This window comes from Roseibium aggregatum (assembly GCF_017309185.1).
Taxonomy (GTDB): Bacteria; Pseudomonadota; Alphaproteobacteria; order Rhizobiales; family Stappiaceae; genus Roseibium; species Roseibium aggregatum_B.
In genome coordinates this window covers 546,323-564,540 of the sequence record NZ_JAEKJZ010000001.1, presented here as the reverse complement: position 1 = coordinate 564,540, position 18,218 = coordinate 546,323, and the positions used below count along the sequence as shown (strand labels likewise).

At 61.2% G+C, this 18,218-nt stretch carries 13 protein-coding genes; 7 read left to right on the top strand and 6 right to left on the bottom strand.

Going from position 1 to position 18,218, the window contains the following annotated elements; translation table 11 throughout:
* Positions 1–165 precede the first annotated feature (165 nt).
* Positions 166–915 carry an SDR family NAD(P)-dependent oxidoreductase gene (locus JF539_RS02570; protein ID WP_207138787.1) on the bottom strand — a complete coding sequence of 250 codons (750 nt, stop codon included), beginning with the start codon at positions 913–915 and terminating at the stop codon, positions 166–168.
* Between the two features lie 185 nt (positions 916–1,100).
* Here JF539_RS02570 and JF539_RS02565 point away from each other — a divergent pair, with 185 nt between their 5' ends.
* Positions 1,101–2,417 carry an aminotransferase class III-fold pyridoxal phosphate-dependent enzyme gene (locus tag JF539_RS02565; RefSeq protein WP_207138786.1) on the top strand — a complete coding sequence of 439 codons (1,317 nt, stop codon included), beginning with the start codon at positions 1,101–1,103 and terminating at the stop codon, positions 2,415–2,417.
* 167 nt (positions 2,418–2,584) lie between these two features.
* On the opposite strand, the gene JF539_RS02560 is transcribed toward JF539_RS02565, so the two are convergent.
* Complete coding sequence (locus JF539_RS02560) at positions 2,585–4,066, bottom strand: PLP-dependent aminotransferase family protein (RefSeq protein WP_207138785.1); 1,482 nt, start codon at positions 4,064–4,066, stop codon at positions 2,585–2,587.
* Between the two features lie 268 nt (positions 4,067–4,334).
* Here JF539_RS02560 and JF539_RS02555 point away from each other — a divergent pair, with 268 nt between their 5' ends.
* The 6 genes from JF539_RS02555 (at position 4,335) to JF539_RS02530 (ending at position 11,752) form a co-directional block, all read left to right on the top strand.
* Positions 4,335–5,474, top strand: a complete 1,140-nt coding sequence (locus JF539_RS02555; protein ID WP_207138784.1) for an extracellular solute-binding protein — start codon at positions 4,335–4,337, stop codon at positions 5,472–5,474.
* A gap of 101 nt (positions 5,475–5,575) precedes the next feature.
* Entirely contained in the window at positions 5,576–6,664 is a 1,089-nt protein-coding gene (locus JF539_RS02550) for an ABC transporter ATP-binding protein (protein WP_207138783.1), read from the top strand.
* Positions 6,665–6,668: 4 nt separating this feature from the next.
* Complete coding sequence (locus JF539_RS02545) at positions 6,669–7,592, top strand: ABC transporter permease (protein WP_207138782.1); 924 nt, start codon at positions 6,669–6,671, stop codon at positions 7,590–7,592.
* Positions 7,589–8,815 (top strand): ABC transporter permease, encoded by a 1,227-nt coding sequence (locus JF539_RS02540; protein ID WP_207138781.1) that lies wholly within the window; start codon positions 7,589–7,591, stop codon positions 8,813–8,815. The genes JF539_RS02545 and JF539_RS02540 overlap by 4 nt, the downstream gene beginning before the upstream one ends.
* A gap of 347 nt (positions 8,816–9,162) precedes the next feature.
* Positions 9,163–10,236, top strand: coding sequence for an OmpA family protein (locus JF539_RS02535; RefSeq protein ID WP_209016974.1), 1,074 nt, complete (start codon positions 9,163–9,165; stop codon positions 10,234–10,236).
* On the top strand, positions 10,226–11,752 hold the full coding sequence (locus JF539_RS02530; RefSeq protein ID WP_209016973.1) for a caspase family protein: 1,527 nt from the start codon (positions 10,226–10,228) through the stop codon (positions 11,750–11,752). The genes JF539_RS02535 and JF539_RS02530 overlap by 11 nt, the downstream gene beginning before the upstream one ends.
* 64 nt (positions 11,753–11,816) lie before the next feature.
* Here JF539_RS02530 and JF539_RS02525 read toward each other — a convergent pair whose 3' ends face one another.
* From JF539_RS02525 to JF539_RS02510, 4 genes are all read right to left on the bottom strand, one after another.
* Positions 11,817–14,534, bottom strand: coding sequence for a cation-translocating P-type ATPase (locus JF539_RS02525; RefSeq protein ID WP_207138780.1), 2,718 nt, complete (start codon positions 14,532–14,534; stop codon positions 11,817–11,819).
* A gap of 238 nt (positions 14,535–14,772) precedes the next feature.
* Complete coding sequence (locus tag JF539_RS02520) at positions 14,773–15,426, bottom strand: class I SAM-dependent methyltransferase (protein WP_207138779.1); 654 nt, start codon at positions 15,424–15,426, stop codon at positions 14,773–14,775.
* A gap of 34 nt (positions 15,427–15,460) precedes the next feature.
* On the bottom strand, positions 15,461–16,723 hold the full coding sequence (locus JF539_RS02515; protein WP_207138778.1) for a DUF3419 family protein: 1,263 nt from the start codon (positions 16,721–16,723) through the stop codon (positions 15,461–15,463).
* A 181-nt stretch (positions 16,724–16,904) separates the two neighbouring features.
* Entirely contained in the window at positions 16,905–18,062 is a 1,158-nt protein-coding gene (locus tag JF539_RS02510; protein WP_209016972.1) for a L,D-transpeptidase, read from the bottom strand.
* Between the last annotated feature and the right edge of the window lie 156 nt (positions 18,063–18,218).

Here is an 18,218-nt window from a genome sequence, read left to right as displayed (position 1 = left end):
CCAGCGAAGGCAGGGCCCCGGTAAACGCAGGCGCTTGCGCGCGCTTTTCCTTCCAGGGCGTATTTTGTCCCGGCCTTATCGCCAGGCGCCAAGCCCGGCCGGCAAAGGGATATGTCTCGAGGGAGGCAAGTCCCGCGAGCTCTGGGACCAGACCCAGGCTGGGCCCTACCCTTCGCGCGCGATCTGCCAGCCGGCCCAGGACTGACTGACCGGCATGACTTCAAGCGAATTGATGTTGAGGTGCATCGGCTGGGTGGCGATCCAATAGATCGTGCTGGCGATGTCTTCCGGCTGGATCGGGTTGGCGCCGCCGTAAAGCGCGTCATGGGCTTCCCGGTTGCCACCCGTGCGGACAAGTGTGAACTCGCTCTCGCACAGGCCCGGCTCTATCGACGTCACCCGCACGCCTTTTCCGTGCAGATCGGAGCGCAGGCCGAGGGAGAACTGGCGCAGGAAGGCTTTTGTTCCGCCATAGACATTGCCGCCCGGGTAAGGCCATGTCGACGCGATGGAGGACAGATTGACGATCATTCCCTTGCGCTCGATCAGCTTGGGCAGAAGGTGGTGGGTGATCGACACCAGACCGGTCACATTGGTGTCGATCATCGTCTTCCAGTCGCTGAGTTTCGTTTCAGGGGCCGACGCGGTTCCAAGCGCCAGGCCGGCGTTGTTCACCAGAACGTCAATCTCCTGAAACTCCGCGGGCACGTCTTCAAGCGCCGCGCGCATGGCCGCTTCGTCGACGATATCGAACGCGGCGATGTGAACCGACGCTCCGAGCTCGTCCCTGAGCGCACGCAGCCGGTCCGCGCGGCGCCCGGTACCGATGACCTTCCAGCCGTTCTCAACGAAATGCCGAGCCGTCGCGCGTCCGAATCCTGAGGTGGCGCCAGTGACCAGTATCGTGCCCGACATCGATGTCCTTTCCATAAGCCTGGAGTTGTCAAATCGGCCCGAAGATACGCAGCGGATGGTCAATCACAACGGCATTTTTCGTGTTTCGCCGGGCTGGCTCCTACGAATCTGAGTGCTGGCTCTAAGGCAGACCTGCCGACTGGATTTAAGTGTAGAATGCGTTTTCACGACAGGACCGATGTGCCATGACCCAAATGCCGATCAACATGGATCACCACTGGCTGCCTTTCACGAACAACAAGCTGTTTCATCAGGAACCGCAGATGTTTCAGAAAGCGGAAGGTGTGCGCTACTGGACACCGGAGGGCAGGGAAATCCTCGACGGCTCTTCGGGCCTGTTCACCTGCGCGGCCGGTCACGGACGCAAGGAAATCGCCGACGCCGTCTACAAGCAGCTTCTGGAACTCGACTATTCGCCGCATTTTCAAAGGGCGGCGCCGATTTCGTTTCAGTTGGCGGAAAGTCTGAGCGAGATCCTGCCCGACGGCATCGACCGGGTGTTTTTCGGCTCATCCGGTTCCGAAGCCGTGGATTCGGCAATCAAGATCTGCATGGCCTATCACAAGGCCAAGGGCGAGCCGCAGCGGACGCGCTTCGTCTCCCGGTCGTGGGCCTATCACGGGGTCAATCTCGGCGGTACATCGCTGGCGGGCATGGTCAACAACCGCCGCGACTTTTCCGGCGTCACCTGCGACGTCGTCCATATGCGCCACACCTGGAACGAAGACCAGCGCTTCACGAGGGGACAGCCGGAAGACGGCGCCAACCTCGCGGACGATCTGGATGAAATCTGCAAGACCTACGGCGGCGAAACGATAGCAGCCGTCTTCGTTGAACCGATCGCGGGCTCCATCGGCACGATCGTGCCGCCGGTCGGCTACCTGCAGCGCCTGCGGGAGATCGCGGACAAATACGGCATTCTGCTGGTTTTCGACGAAGTCATCACCGGGTTCGGCCGCACCGGATCGGCCTTCGCGTCCCAGGAATTCGGTGTCACGCCCGATGTCATGACGATGGCCAAGGCCTTGACCAATGGCGCCGTTCCCATGAGCGCGGTGGCGGTCAAGACGGAAGTCCACAAGACCGTGATCGACTCCGTGACCGCAGACCGGCCGGAACTCATGCACGGCTACACCTATTCGGCCCACCCGGTTGCCTGCGCCGCCGCCCTCGCGACCCTCGGCATCTACAAGACCGAAGGCCTCTTTGACCGGGCCGCAACGCTGTCCTCCGCGTTTCTTGACGGCGTCTTCAGCCTGCGCAACCTGCCTCATGTTTACGATCTGCGCGGTTACGGCATGATGTCCGGCATTCAGCTGACACCCGGAGACGCCCCGGGGGCGAAAGGCTCCCTCGTTCAAAGGCGTCTCTTCGACGCCGGCCTTCACGTCAAGGCGACAGGAGATTCCCTGATCTTCGCCCCTCCCCTTACCGTCGGCGAAGACGACTTGTCCGCCATGGTCGATATTCTCCGCAAGGTGCTGGGTCAGGCCGATCTTTAGACCCCGGAGGTCTTTTCGACCCAAAACCTGGGGCCTGCCCTTAAATTCGGTGACATCCCGGCCAGGAAAGCGAGAGCCGGGACCTGTCGCCCGTCTTTCCGGCAAGGCAGTTTTTTCAAAATTCGCTCGGTTAACGTGGCGGGAGTGAACTCCTGCCACGTTTTGCCTCAGGCGCATTTCGCCAGGACCTGACCGAGCAGCCTTATGCCCGGCTCCAGTTTCTCTTCCTCGATGGCTCCGAAGCCGAGGCGGATGCGGTTGAGCGGCTTGTCGGGGGAAAGGTAACGAACGTCTCCGGCCTCGATGAGTATGCCTTCGGCCGCCGCTCTTTCCTGAAGTTCCGCGGCCCTGACGCGTTCGGGAAGCCTTATCCAGACCCCCGACCCGCCGGTGGTTACCGTCGCGTTCGCCTCCGGCAGGTAGGTCTCGATCAGTTTGAACACCTTGTTCCACTTCCGGGACAGCACATTTCTCTGTCTGCGGATATGGGAATCGTAGTGGCCTTCCGACAGGAATATCGCCATGGCCCGCTGATCGAGCGCGGATGGGTGCCTGTACATCAACCGGCGCAGGGCTCTCAGTTCCCGGACAATTCTCCTGTCGGCTGCAATGAAACCGAGGCGCAGGCCCGGAAACAGCGCCTTGGAAAGGCTTGCCAGGTGGAGGACCCGGCCGGTCCGGTCGAAACTGCGCAAGGAAGGTTTCTGGGCGCCGACAAAATTGAGTTCGTGTTCGTAATCGTCCTCCAGCACGATAAAATCATGGATCTCCGCATGCGCCAGGAGGCTCAAACGCCGCTCCATGGACATGGTGACATTTGTCGGCGACTGATGGCCCGGCGTGACGTAGACGAGGCTGGTTCCGATCAGGTCGTCACCGACCCGCATGCCGTTCGAATCCACCTGGTGAGACTTCACCTCGGCGCCAAGCGCTTGAAAGATATTGCGCGCGTCCACATAACCCGGCTCCTCCAGATCGACCCGGATCCCCGGACGGCAGAACAATTGAGCCGCCATGAACAGGGCATTCTGCGCGCCGATGGTGACCAGGATCTCGTCCGGAGCGGCCCGGAACCCCCGCTGCGGCAGCATGCGCCTGATAATCTGATCCACCAGCATCGGATCGTCCCGGTCCACCAGGTCCCCGATCCAGGTCGGCGCATGCTGTGCGGTTCCCGCCATCCGCACGCAATCGCGCCAGCGCGTGACCGAAATCTTGTCCGGCGCCAACTGGCCATAGATGAGGGGATATTCGAAGTCCTGCCAGTTTGCCGGCTTTTCGATGTTCTCCTGCCCGGAGAAGCGGTGGGTCAGCAGGCTTTCCAGTTTGAAGGGATGGCGGGCCGCCGGCAGGATATCCTTCGCGCGCTCGTCTATGCGGACATTGAGCTGCTCGCGGATGTGGCGTTCGTTGATGAAGTAGCCGCGCCGGCTGACCGACTTGAGATAACCGTCTTCCGTCAGCCGCTCGTAGACGATGGCGACCGTGTTCCGCGATACATTGATCTGCTTTGAAAACACCCGCGTTGACGGCAGCGGTTCATGCAGCGGCCAGACACCGGCGAGTATCGCCTCGATCAGGCGTTCCTGTATCTGGTGCTGAAGCCGCCGGCCGGGATCGAATGGGACGTTGAAATAGGTGGTCAGCATCTTTTACCTGCGTCTGCGGGCTCATAGGGCGCATGGCCTTTGAACGGCCCGGGCGGATGTTGCCCGGCTCTGGACCTTTTCCGCAAGACCCTTTACCCTCTCTGGCACCATAGATTTCGCCTTCTGGCTCTAAGGGGTCATTTTGCAGCGCAATAGTCTTTGGGAGACTGTGGACGGGACCGGAAAGTGGCAAAGACCCGATTACAAAATCCGGCCCGATCCGCGACAGAGCGGTGAACGGTTTCAGGTTCCAACAGCGAGGATTTTAATGGTTGATTCTAAGTTTTTCGGGCGTAAGACCCGGCGCGATTTTCTGAAGGGCACAGCCGCGGCCGGCGCCGGCCTCGCGATGCCCGCAATCGTCAGTTCCAGCGTTCTGGCATCTTCGGGCGAAATCAACATCATGATGTGGTCCGACTATCTGCCCGAGAGCTTTGTAAACGGCTTCAAGGACAAGACCGGGATCACGATCAACTTCACCGGCATCGGCTCCAACGAGGAAATCATCAACAAGCTGAAAGCCACCAACGGCGAAGGCTTCGACATCGTTTCCCCGACCGTGAACCGGAACCTTCTGTGGGCCGACCTCGGCCTGTTGCAGCCGTTCGACATGGCCAAGGTGCCGCTCGACAAGGTCAACCCGTCCATGGCGCTCGGCGAGACCCACTGGAACTTCGGCGGCAAGGGCGTTTTCTGGCTGCCGCATATCTGGGGCACGGAAGGCATCGCGTGGCGCACCGACGCCTTTACGCCGGACGGCGAGTTCCCGAGCTACTATGATGTCTGGGACGACGCCAACGCCGGCAAGACCATGGGCCGCGGGCACTCCATGCTGCTTGGTCTCGGCCTCGGTCTCGAAGGCCGCGGAGAGATGGACCCCGGTTCCATGTGGGCCGCCTATGAAACTCCGGAAAAGATGGACGAGGTCTGGACCAAGCTTGTCGAGATCGCCATCGCCAAGAAACCGAACATCAAGCTGATCTGGAACGACGCCGATACGCAGAAGAACGGTCTTCTGAACGAAGGTGTCATCGTCGGCCAGACCTGGGACGGTCCTCCGATCGCGCTCAAGACGGCAGGCGAACCGGTGATGTACCGCGCTCCGAAGGAAGGCGCCATGGCCTGGGTCGACGGCATGGCGATGCCGACAGGCGCCAAGAACATCGATCAGATCTATGCCTTCATCGAAGCGGCTTACGACGCCAAGCTCGCCGGCGAAGCGATCCAGTCGCATGGCTACAACTCGCCGGTGATCGGCGCGTCGGACTTCGGTGGCGAGATCTATGCAAAGAACTTCGCCGATGCCTATCCGGGCGACGCTCTTGCAAACCTGAACGCATGGCCGGCGGAAGCGCCGTGGTATTCGGAAAAACGGACTGAATACACCAACAAGTTCCTGTCTGCCTGATCCCACCGGCAGTCGGGATGAAGGTTCGCCGGACGGAAAACCGTCCGGCGTCCCTCTTCCGTTGTTTTTCCCGCCTTTAAAGCCGTCGTCCAGAGAGCGCCATGACCTCCAAAGATATTGTTCTGGATCATGTTTCGATCCGTTTCGGCCATTACACAGCGGTCGATAACGCGCATCTGAAGATCAAGGGCGGCGAATTCTTTTCGTTTCTGGGGCCTTCCGGCTGCGGCAAGACGACCCTGCTGCGCTGTATCTCCGGTTTCAACGACCCGACCGAGGGGCGTGTCCTGATCGGCACGCAGGACATGAAGGGCATCGGCCCGAACAAGCGGCCGACCGCGTTGATCTTCCAGAACCTGGCCCTGTTCCCCCTGATGTCGGTTGCGGAAAACATCGCGTTTCCGCTGGAAGTGCGCGGCGTCGGCAAGAAGGATCGTCTGAAGCGCGCAGACGAACTTCTGGAGATGATCGCGCTGCCAGGCGTCGGCGGCAAGAAGGTGCACGAGCTGTCCGGCGGACAGCGCCAACGCGTCGCGATCGCCCGCGCCCTCGCGGTGGAACCCGACATTCTGCTCCTTGACGAGCCTCTGTCCGCGCTTGACCTCAAGCTGCGCCACCACATGCGCACCGAATTGCGCGCCATCCAGCAGCGCGTCGGCCTGACGTTCATTTACATCACGCACGACCAGGGCGAAGCACTGACGATGTCGGACCGGGTCGCTGTCATGAACAAAGGCGTGATCGAACAGGTCGATCCGCCCGAGACGATCTATAACCGGCCCAAGACCTCCTTCGTCGCGTCTTTCGTCGGCGAAACCAACGCCATCGAAGGCAAGGTTGCGTCCCAGACGGAAGGCGTTGTCGCGCTGGACACGCAAATCGGCCGTCTGACGGGACGGGCCGCGGGCGGGCGCAGCTACAAGTCTGGCGATCAGTGCTACCTCTTCATTCGCCCGGAACAGCTCAAGCTTTCGGAGAACCAGGAAAACACCGTTTCAGCCCAGTGGATCAAGGAAGAATTCGAAGGCAATTCCAGACAGATGTTCCTCGATGCCAAGGGGGTCGACCTGCGGCTTTCAAGGGTCAATAGCGGTCAATCGCCCGAAGATCTTTCCGGTCGCAGCGTTTCGCTCGGCTTCGCCGCCGATCAGGCTATCGTGTTGCCTCACGGCGACCTGGCCGGAGCATGACGCTATGACCGCGCTTCAGGGCCTTTTCAGAACCTTTGCCGGAAAACACGGCGCCGGTACCGCCAGTTTCATCGGGATCGCCGTTCTGTTCTGGATGATCTTCCTGATCGTCCTGCCTCAGCTCGCGATGCTGGACTACTCGTTCCGTTTCAATCTGCCCGTCTCCGAAACCGGCGGCCCGAACGACGTCTACACGCTCGACAATTATGCCTATTTTTTCCAAGGCAACGACGACACGGTCAACACGCTGGACATGGGTATCCTGGTGCGCACGCTCATCGCGGCGGTGTTCGTGACGCTCATCGACATTCTGCTGTGTTACCCGATCGCCTTCATACTGGCTCATTCGGCGACCGGCGTGGCCGCGAGGCTGATGGTGATCGGTCTGATCGTGCCCTTCTGGGTCAACGAGATCCTGCGTGCCTTCGCCTTCCGCGTCCTTTTCGGCGCGACCGGCCTGATCAACGGGGTCGGCCTGTCCACGGGCTTGTGGGACCAGCCCATCGATTTCATCCGCGCCGACGTCGCGCTCTATTCGGGTCTGACCTACGCCTATATCCTCCTGATGGTGTTTCCGATCTTCAACGCGGTCGAGGCGCTCGACAGGAACCAGATCGAAGCCGCGCGCGACATGGGCGCAAGCTGGTGGCGGGTTCACTGGCGCGTGGTGCTGCCGGTCGCCAAGCCTGGCATCGCCTCCGGCGCGACCATGGTGTTCATGCTGACGGCGGGCGCGCTTGCCGCGCCGCAGATCCTCGGCGGCCCCTCGAGCCTCTGGTTCACGCAGCTCATCTACCAGTGGTTCAACGAAAGCGCCAACTGGCAGCGCGGTTCGGCCTACGCGGTGATCCTACTGATCGTCTGCATCTCCTTCGTCATGATGATGATGCGGGTGTTCAAGGTCTCCATCGGGGAGATCGGCCGATGAACCGGGGAACGGGCGGCGGCTTCGTCGCGGCGGGGTTTTCCCTGCTCTTCTTCGCCTTCCTGTTCGGACCGCTGATCATCATGGTGATCACGGCCTTCAACTCCTCCTCCTTCCCGCGCATCACGCCCTGGGAGTGCTTCACCACGGACTGGTTCGGGGTTCTGTTCGGCGACAACCGCCTCATGGGCGGGCTCCTCAACAGCCTCGTCATCGCGGTCGGCGTCGTCGCCATCGCCGTTCCCATCGGACTGGCCGGGGCGCTCGCCCTGTCCGAACTCGGCCCCAAACTCAGAGCGACGCTCTACACGGTGCTGATCACACCGATCCTGATCCCCGGCGTTGTGCTCGGGATCTCGACAATTGTCTTCTGGGGCGCGCTGGGACGCTCGGTCGGCGCAGGCTACGGCTCGTTCTTCTTTAACGGAATGTTCCTCACCCTGGCTGGCCAGGTAACCTTCATCTCCGCATACGCAATGCTCGTGTTCATGGCCCGGCTGCAACGCTTCGACCCGCTTCTGACGGAAGCGGCCCTGGACCTCGGGGCGACACCCGGACAGGCCTTTCGCAAGATCCTGCTGCCGTTTCTGGGCCCCGCCATCGGCTCGGCGGCCTTCCTGACGTTTCTTGCGTCCTTCGAAAACTACAACACCACCGTCTTCACCATCCTGTCGGATTCCACCTTCACGACGGCCCTGGCATCGAAGGTCCGCCTCGGCACCGATCCGTCGCTTTCGGCGCTGGCCGTGATCATCATCGGGATCACCCTGATCGGCGCCATCGTGCATGAAGCCCATGCACGCCGTCAGGAGGCCTTGCGCACCGGAACGGCGCCGAGATCCCGGGTCTACGGCAATCCCGTGCTGAAGACACTGGTTCACCCGCTCACCGTCTTCATCCTTCTGGCGGGGGCCGCGGGGCTTGCCGCCTATCTGGGCAGCCAGCACGATGCGTCGGCCTGCAAGGCTGGAATTCTGGAAGAAAAACGCGCGCGCCAGCAGCAGCTTCTGGACGAACAGCGCAAGCGGATCGAAGAGCAGCGCAAGCAAGCGGCTCCTACCGCTCCATCGGCGGCGCCCGGCAAGGCGAGCCCCTCGCCCTTCGGCGGCGCGTTCAACCCGGGTTCGCTTGCTCCCAATGCCGCTCCCGCCCCGGCCGCGGAACCGCCGAAGAGCAACTCCCCCTTCGGAGGAGCGTTCAATCCGGGCGAATTGAAACCGGAGTAGATCGGCGGACGCTCGACCTGGACCGGTTTCCGCATCAAATCACCGGGTCTGCTCCCTCCGACGGTTTACACTTCTTCTCCCGGCTTTCGTTCACGTTCTCTTGAACGGCAAGGAAAATCCGGAAGCAGATCCGGTGAACCGTCTCCCGTTCCTTGTTTCCGCGCCATTTTTTCAACTTCGTTTCAACGTTTACCCTGCACAATGTTCCTTTCCGAGGCCAGGAATACCTGTGCCCGGCACTGCAACCCCAGGGACCAGAGTGTTGATTTCTAGTCATGTTTTTGCCACACTCCGCGCGCGTGGGAAGCGGAGGAAATCGAAATGAACACCAGTCGCGGGAGCCTGAAATGAGCACCAAGCAACAAGGACTTGCCGGGCTCGTGGCATGCGCCCTCATGGCTTTCTGTTTCATGACGCTTCCGGCCAAGGCGCAAGAGAATTTCTTCAAAAACGGCTGGACGTTGCAAAGGGACGCCTCGACACTCCGCTTCCAGTCGGTGAAAAACCTCACCAATGTCGAATCGAGCGGTTTTGCCGAATTCGACGGATCGATCGATGAGGCGGGCAATGCGACCGTTCGCATTTTCCTGGATTCTGTCGACACAAAGATCGACCTGCGCAACGTTCGCATGAGATTTCTGTTCTTCGAAACCTTCGAGTTCCCCGAGGCCGTTGTCAGCGCCACGATCGATCCGGCTCTTCTTGCCAACCTTCCGGACAAGAAACGCGAGATCATACCGCTGGGCATCACGCTGGACCTCCACGGCATAAAGAAGACCATCGAGACCGAAGTTGCCGTCACCCTCATGAGCAATGACCTCGCGGCGGTTTCGACAACCGCACCGATCTCGGTTCCGGCGGCCGACTTCGGTTACGAAGGCGGCATCAAGAAACTCGAGGAAGCCGCCAATGTCGTCATCGTTCCCTCGGCGACGGTAACCTTCGACTTCATCTTCGCCCGGAACTCCCCGGAGCCGGCCGCTCAGCCGGCAACCGCCGCCGTTGAAACCAAACCGGCCGCCTCAACCGCGCTGGAACCGCAGGGCACTCTTGACGCGGATGCCTGCAAGGGCCGGTTTGAAATCCTGTCGCGGACGGACAACATCTATTTTTCGAGCGGAAGCGCCCAGCTCGATGCGCGCAGCGAACCGCTTCTGGACAGCCTTGCGGACATCGTGGCCCGCTGTCCGGGTCTCGTCATAGAGGTCGGCGGACATACCGACAGCGACGGCAGCGCAAACGCGAACAAGCGTCTGTCCGAGCGCAGGGCGTCGGCCGTAAAGACCTATCTTATCTCGAAACAAATTCCCGATGAGCGCATCGTCAGCGTCGGATATGGGGAGACGCGCCCCGTCACTTCGAACGACACCGCCGAAGGCAAGCGCCGCAACCGTCGCATTGAGTTCCTCGTTGTCGAATAATCTCCATATCCGGCGTCTTGCAGCGCTTGCCTGTACAGTCCTGCTGTTCATGACCGTGCTCACCGTCCGGGCCTCGGCGGAAGCGCGTCTCGCCCTTGTCGTTGGAAACGGGTCCTACACAAGCGTCACCCCTCTGGACAATCCCGTAAACGACGCCACGCTGATGGCGCAGGCACTCGGCGAGGCCGGTTTCGCGGTAACGCTTGTCACGGATGCCTCGCAGCAGGAGCTCAGCCTGGCGATTTCCAATTTCGGGCGCGCTCTGCGCGCTGCCGGTGCGGATGCCACAGGTCTGTTTTATTATGCAGGCCACGGTGTCCAGTCGTTCGGCAGCAATTTCCTCCTGCCTGTCGATATCGACCTTCAGGATGCGGCGGACCTCAGTCTGGTCGGCGTTCCCGCGCAAGCCGTGCTCCGGCAGATGTTTTCCGCGCGCAACAAGACAAACATCGTCATCCTGGACGCTTGCCGCAACAACCCCTTCGTATCGGTGCCCGACCTGAGCGACAACGGGCTTGCGGAAATGAAGGCTCCCAGAGGATCCTTTCTTGCCTATTCCACGGCACCGGGGGAAATCGCCGTGGACGGCGACGGCGCAAACAGCCCGTTCACCAAGGCGCTCGCCGAACGCATTCCGACGCCCGGCCTGCCCATCGAGGCTCTCTTCAGGGAGGTTCGGGTCGATGTCGTGGACGAGACCGGCGGCAACCAGACACCCTGGGACACGTCGTCCCTCACCACCAATTTCCAGTTCGTCGAGGCAGCACGCGAGACAGCCGAGGAAATCCAGATGCGCCAGCTCTGGGAGGGTGTCCAGCTCAGCCGCGATCCAGTCCAGATCCTGCTTTTCATGCGTGCGCATCCCGATAATCCTTACATGGCCGACGCACGCGCCCTGCTCCAGGAACTCATGGCAAGCGAATTGAAGCAGGACGTGCAGCCGGCCCAGATCGCCGAGCAGCCGAAACCCGCTCCGGTACCCCCGGCGACAGAAGAACGCGACCTGATCGAACAGGCCCGCCAGGCCGGCACCGCCGAAGCCTATAAGACCTATCTCGATGCCTTTCCGGACGGGGCCTATTCGGAACTTGCGCGGCTTGAACTCCAGACCATTCTGGACGGCGCCCCCAAGACCGACCCGGTGTCGGCACCACCCCCGCCACCGGCACCGGCCGACGTCGCCGCAATCGCGCCGTCTGCGTCAGGCGGCCGGCCACCGGAAACCGTGTTGTTCGATTCACCGCTCGGACTTGGCGATCCGGAAATCGCGACGCGAAGCATCGCGGAACTGATCACCGGCACGCCCCGGTTCCCCCCCATAGAAGGCCTTCCCGAGGCCGCCTGGAAAGGCCAGACCTGCGCGTCCTGCCACCATTGGGAAAAGTCCAACCTGTGCGACCAGGCAAGAACCTACCTCGATGGCGACGCCCGCGCCCGCGCGCTCGACAAGCAGCACCCCCTTGGCGGAGGTTTCAAGGAAGCGTTGCGCATCTGGGCGCGCGACGGCTGCAACTAGATGTGAGCTTTCAACAGGTTGTCCATTCGCGGCATGCCCGGACCGAACTTCGGGTTTCAGGTGGCTAGAGGTTTTTCAGTCCGAAAATCTCCTTTACCCCGGAAAGCGCCAGGGTCGGCAAGCCGGCGATGAAAATCGCCTCGAGAAGGTGCCTGCCTGACAGCGGGACCGTGCCCAGGACAAATTGCCCGGGTGGCGTATAGATCGCCAGCAGAGACAAAACCGCCGAAACACCGACCGCCAGGACAAGCAAGGGGTTGCCCAGGGGACTGACGCGGAAGAGCGTCGTGTTCGAGCGGGCATCGAAGATGTGCCAAAGCTGGGCGAAGATCAGCGTGGCGAATGCCAGGGTCTGCGCGTATTCAAGCGTTTGCCCCCTATTGATTGCCATGATGAACACCGCAAACGTAATTCCGCCGACCGCCAGCCCGCGCAGGACGATTTTTTCCTTGAGACCGTCGCTGAAGATATTCTCGTCCCTGCTGCGGGGCGGTCGTTCCATGAGGTCCGGGTCGGCGGGCTCAAACCCGAGCGAAAGCGCGGGAATTCCGTCCGAGATGAGATTGACCCAGAGGATCATGAGCGGCGTGAGCGGCAGAAGCGGATCCGCTCCCATCAGAACGAATGCAAACAGAATGGTCGAGACTTCGGCGACATTGGCCGTCAGCGCCTGACGAATGAACTTGCGGAGGTTGTCGTAGATCCGGCGACCCTCCCTGACCGCCTTCACGATGGTTGAAAAATTGTCGTCCAGCAGAACCAGCGCGGCGCTGTCCTTGGCGACGGATGTTCCGGTGATGCCCATTGCGACGCCGATATCCGATTTCCGCAAGGCCGGTGCGTCGTTGACCCCGTCGCCGGTCATTGCGGCGACTTCACCGTCTGCCTGCAACGCCGTCACGATGCGCAGCTTGTGCTCCGGCGTCACGCGGGCGAAAACCGCCGCGGTCTGAGCGGCCGCGGCAAGCTCGGCATCGTCCATGCCGTCCAGTTCCACGCCGGTGTGAACGGTTTGCCAGGGCGCATGCTTGATCCCGATCCGCTCGGCAATCGCGCGTGCGGTCTGTGCGTGATCCCCCGTGATCATGACGGTGCGTACGCCGGCACTTGCCGCTTCGGCAACCGCTCCGGCGACCTCCGGCCGGGGCGGGTCCATGATGCCGTGAATTCCGATCAGGACGATATCGCGTTCCGGATCGTTCTCGTCAAAACCATCGTCGTCCAGAACACGATACGCGACCGCGAGCGTTCTGAGGGCTTGCGAACCGAATTCGGTGATGACGGCCTCGATTTGCGCCCGCACGTCATCCGTGAGCGGTATCTCGGCGTCGTGGAGACGAACATGGGTCGCCCGTTTCAGGATGATGTCCGGCGCTCCCTTGGCGACCAGCGCCTCCTCCCCTGTCGGCAAACTCACATGGACACTCATCATCTTGCGTGACGAGTCGAACGGAAACTTCGCGAGCGTCGCGTAGTCCTGCTGTTTCAGGTCCGCGCGCGAGATACCGGCCTTGGCGGCGGCAACCACCAGCGCGCCTTCCGTCGGATTGCCCTGGACCGTGAACCGGCCGTCGGCCTCCACCAGACGTGCATCATTGCAATAAGCCGAAATCATGAGCATGCGGCGCAAATCATGCTCTGCATCGACATCCGCCTGCCGGTCGTTTTCATCCAGGAAAAAGCCGTTCGGATCGAAGCCTTCTCCGCTGACCTTCCAGGACTTGCCCCCAGCCCACAAGCGCATGACCTGCATCTGGTTTTGCGTCAGGGTGCCGGTCTTGTCGGAGCAGATGACCGATGTGGTGCCGAGCGTTTCGACCGAAGACAGACGCCGGGCAAGAGCATTGTTTGCGGCCATGTTCTGCGATCCCAGCGTCAAAACGATGGTAACGACGGTCGGCAGGCCTTCCGGAATGGCCGCCACCGAGAGCGAAATCGCCGTGTTGAGCATCTCAAGGGCGTCCATGCCGTTGAAGATCCCGATGCCGATCACGATCGCGACCACCAGCAGAGCGGCGGCGATCAAGACCCGCGACAAGCTTTCGATACGTTCCTGAAGCGGCGTCTTCGGCTCCTTGGCGGAGGCCATCAGGTCGGCGATATGACCGACTTCGGTCTGCATCCCGGTCGCCGTCACGACACCAATGGCGGTCCCGTTGGTCACCTGGGTGCTCATGAAGCCCATGTTGAAACGTTCGGCCAGGATCGTCTCGTCGTCCGCCAGCTTCTTGTCGTGTTTGTCGATCGGCTCGGATTCGCCGGTCAGCGCCGCTTCGTCGATCTGAAGACGATGGGCTTCGGCAAACCGCATATCCGCCGGCACGATGTCACCGGCTTTCAGCTTGACGATGTCTCCGGGAACGAGGTCGGCCGCGGGATGCTCCTTGTAGGCACCGTCCCGCAAGACCAGCGCGAGCGGCGCCGACATTTCATTCAGCGCGGCGAGAGATTGCTCGGCCTTGAATTCCTGCCAGAAACTGATGAAGGCGTTGATGAGCACAATCACAAAAATCGCAATGGCATCGACCCAGTGCCCCGTATAGGCGGAGATCAACGCACCGACCATGAGAATGATCAGCAAGGGGTTCTTGAATTGCGCAAGGAACAGGCCGAGCGGGGAGACCTTGTCGGCCTCCTTCAGCCGGTTCCGGCCATGTTCCTTCAGCCGGATCCCGGCCTCTTCGGTCGACAGTCCGTCCGAGAGAGCGGTCGAATGGCCCGAGAGCAACTCTTCAATCGGCTGGCAATAAGCCTGTACACTCGATTTAGGCGTGGCGGTCATTTCACCGTCCCTTGCGTTTTTCAAACCGATCAAATGACGACGCAACAAAAGGCATGGCAGCCGCAAACGGGTCCGGAACACGCACGGCCAACAACAGGCCGGTAGTGAACCCCGAACCGTTCGGATTGTCACTGCATTTTTGAATGGTACAACCGGGAAGCGCTGCCGACCGGGATCCGGTTCCCCTGGAAGCAGCTTTCCCTATCCGCCGATCGGCATCGGACCCGACGCGTGGGATCTACCCTTTGCGCAGCTCCGCGTAATCCGCGTATCCCCGGTACAATGGCTTGAACGACAGCGTTGCGCCGGTCTGGACCGCCAGGTTTTTCAGTTCGTCCTCAAGGTCCGCTCTCGGCGTGACGTGGAACGATTTCAGCCAGGCGAACAGGAGCTTTCTGAACCAGCCTGGCAACCTGCCCTGCTGACCGAAATCGACCACATGGATTCGCCCGTCCTCCGCCAGACGCGCGGCGCCGGCGGCAAGCGCCTCCCGCCAGATCGGGATCATGGAGAGCGTATAGGAATAAAATACCCGGTCGAAGGCCGGAACGCCCAGCCCTTCGGTCGCCGCAGAATTGGCGGCATCGCCCTCGATCAGCGTAATCCGGCTGCTCAGGCCCGCCTTGGCGATGTTCTTTTCCGCTGTCTCCAGCATATGCCGGGAGATGTCCAGACCGTAAAACCGCACATCCGGATAGCGTCTGGCCGCCGCGATCAGGTTTCGGCCGGTGCCGCAGCCGAGTTCAAGCGCAACGCCGTCCCGGGGCGGCTGCAACTCCTTGATCAGGTGGTCGCGGCCCAGAAGATAATATTTGCGGGTCAGATCGTAGACATGGCGCTGGTGGCGATAGACGGCGTCCATCAGCCTGGCCGTTTCAACCGCTTCGCTCATAATTCGCTATCCGATTTGTTCGTCCCGCCGGAGATCAACCATTGAACACATAGAGGTGGAAACCGCCATAGATGGACGACCGGTCCTGCCGGCCAAGTTCCAGGCTCTCTTGGTCTTCGTAGGTCCAGCGGTCGAGGATCTCGTCCGCGACCCTGCCCGGCAGAAGCGTCGGCTCCGCTGCCGTTCTGAAGATCACCCTTGCACCCGGACGCGCGGTCCTGGTGATTTCGCTCCACAGCGCGTTGAGCTGGCCATCGGTCATCCAGTCCTGCGCGTCGAGCAGCACATAGGCATCCAGCGTATCGTCGTCGACGCCTTGCAGATGTTCGGTGAAATTCCGGTTCAGAACCCGGACCCGGCCGGCGCGCTCACGGATATCTTCGTAATGCTCGCGTTTCAGGTAAGGCGGCAGGGGACCGGATTCGCCCGTGGATTCGCCTGACTTCGGCGCATAGCCCCGGCCGAAAGCCTGCCAGGCGAAGTAATTGTCCTGCATGGAGAAGTCGCAGGCGAGCTTTTCCAGGCGCTGGCGCAAAACGGCGGACATGTCGCCGTCCGCATTGGCCGACACAAGCGCATCATATTGCGCGGGCGGAATGCCCAGACCGTAAAGCGACATTTTCTTCGACGTCGCCCAACGCACGAGCCGCTTGTCGAACAGCGGGGCCAGGGCGGTATCGAAGAAGCTGCGCTGTTCTTCCAGCGACTTTGTCTTGACCATGTACTTCGGGTCGATGCCGTAAAGACGCGCCACGAGGTGGCCCAGGCCGATGCAGTAGCCCAACAGGCCGTGATGGTAGAGATCGCGGGAGAACAGCGTGATCCGCTTGCGGCCCCAGTTGGCAAGATCCCGGCCTTCCCAATAGGCGATGGTTTCCGGATCGAGCTTGTCTTTCAGGAACCGGTCGTAGGCGGCCACATTCGCCTTTTCGTCGGCTTCGCCAAAGAAACGGTAGAAGGTCTCGTAATTCGGGAAATGGGTCGCCGCCGCCAGCTTCAGCCGTCCAAGCGCCACATGCGCCCTGTTGAGGTCAACAGCGGTGATCTCCGCCGGATTGGCTGTCAGATAGGACATGACATTGCAGCCGCCGGACGCGATCGTGACCATTCTGCTGTCCGGCTTCAGGCGCAGGGCCTTCATGTCGACGTCCGGATCTTCCCAGATCTGCGGGTAGACCAATCCCTTGAAGGCAAAAGTGAAAAGGCGTTCCAGGATGCCTTCGCGAGAAGCTGCATCGGAGCGGTGAACCGCGTTCTTAAGGCGTTTTTTCGAAGCTGTCAGCGTGCTTTGCGCCATCTTGTTCTCCCGAGTCACCGCGCATCTAAATTGCCTTGCGATACGGCAGAGACACGACAGTTTGGTGACGTTTCGGGATATTTGTCCGGTTATCCGGATAATTAAAAACCCGGTAGGCTCAAACAAGAAAACCCCCGCCGGAGCGGGGGGTTTCGATTGAGACCGATCGACTATTGTCAATTCAGCGGGTGATGACCACGAAGTCGGTTCCAAGTCCGGTGTTGCGCTTGTAGTTGCGGTCCGTGATCGTCAAGGACGTTCCCGGCGTCAGCAGTTTGGCAAGTTCACCGGAAACCTTTTCGGGCATTTCGATCCGGTCGAGCAGCTCTTCCGAGGATCCGCCCCGCGCGCCTTCCGCGGAAACGGCGATCCAGTTCACGGACGTGGCCCCTTGCTCGAAGTCGAGCGCGGTAAAGACATGAGTGCCGATTTCCTGCTCGATGTTCTTGATGGTGACCGGAGCCGCATAGACGTCGCGGAATTTGCGGCGCACGCGCAGCATGGCGTTTTGCGGTTTTTCGTAGCCGGCATCCGCGTGAATGCGGGCTTCGAGAGCATCGGTCACGTTGCCGGTCACCGGGAGCTCGGCGCCTTCCTGGTACAGGCGGATTGCCGCGCGGGTCTTGCGACCGATGACACCGTCAACCGGGCCCGCATTGAAGCCCATCTGATTGAGCAACTTTTGCAGAACCTGCGCCCGGCCCGGCGCTTTCTGTGGCGTGATGATCATGCGCAGCGGCTGATCGAAATGGGGGTTCTCCGGCAGTTTCGCACTCAAGGACGCTTCCACCGCCGCCGGCTGGATGGCGCCGCGCAGCGCGGCGTCGGAATTGATGGTCCGCTGCGACAGGCTCGCGACCTTGGTCTGCGGCGCATAGGGCTGCGGCAGAGCGCCGTGACGGACAAGGACCGGCTCGGCCGACTCGCGCGTCACCACCACCTGCATGCCCCGATCGGTCATGCTGAAGAGCGACTTGGCGAAGGACCGCGGCAAACGAATGCAGCCGTGCGATGCCGGATACCCCGGCAGCCGGCCCTGGTGCAACGCGACGCCAGACCACGTCAGCCGCTGCATGTAGGGCATGGGCGCATTGTTGTAGAGGTTCGAGAAATGCCTGCGGCGCTTTTCCAGAATGGAGAACACGCCCGTCGGAGTGCTGTGACCGCGCTTGCCCGACGAAATCGGCGAGGTTTCGATCAGATCGAGGCCGCGATAGACCTTGATGTTCTGATCCTTGATGGACACCAGCATATGGAGCGGAACTTCTACCGCCTCCTGTTGCGGCGTCTCCGCACCGGTGTCGCGAGCGGCTGCCCCGGACAATACGGAAAAAGACATGATGGCGGCACCGGCCAGGCTCGCGAACGTGCCTGTGTGCCTCTTACCTGCGTGAACTCTATTCAATAACATCCCTGAGCCCCCAAACACGAAAACCCTAAAGCTCGATTCAAACTGTAATTCAAACCGGTGTAGATGAGGTTAGGAAACACGGTT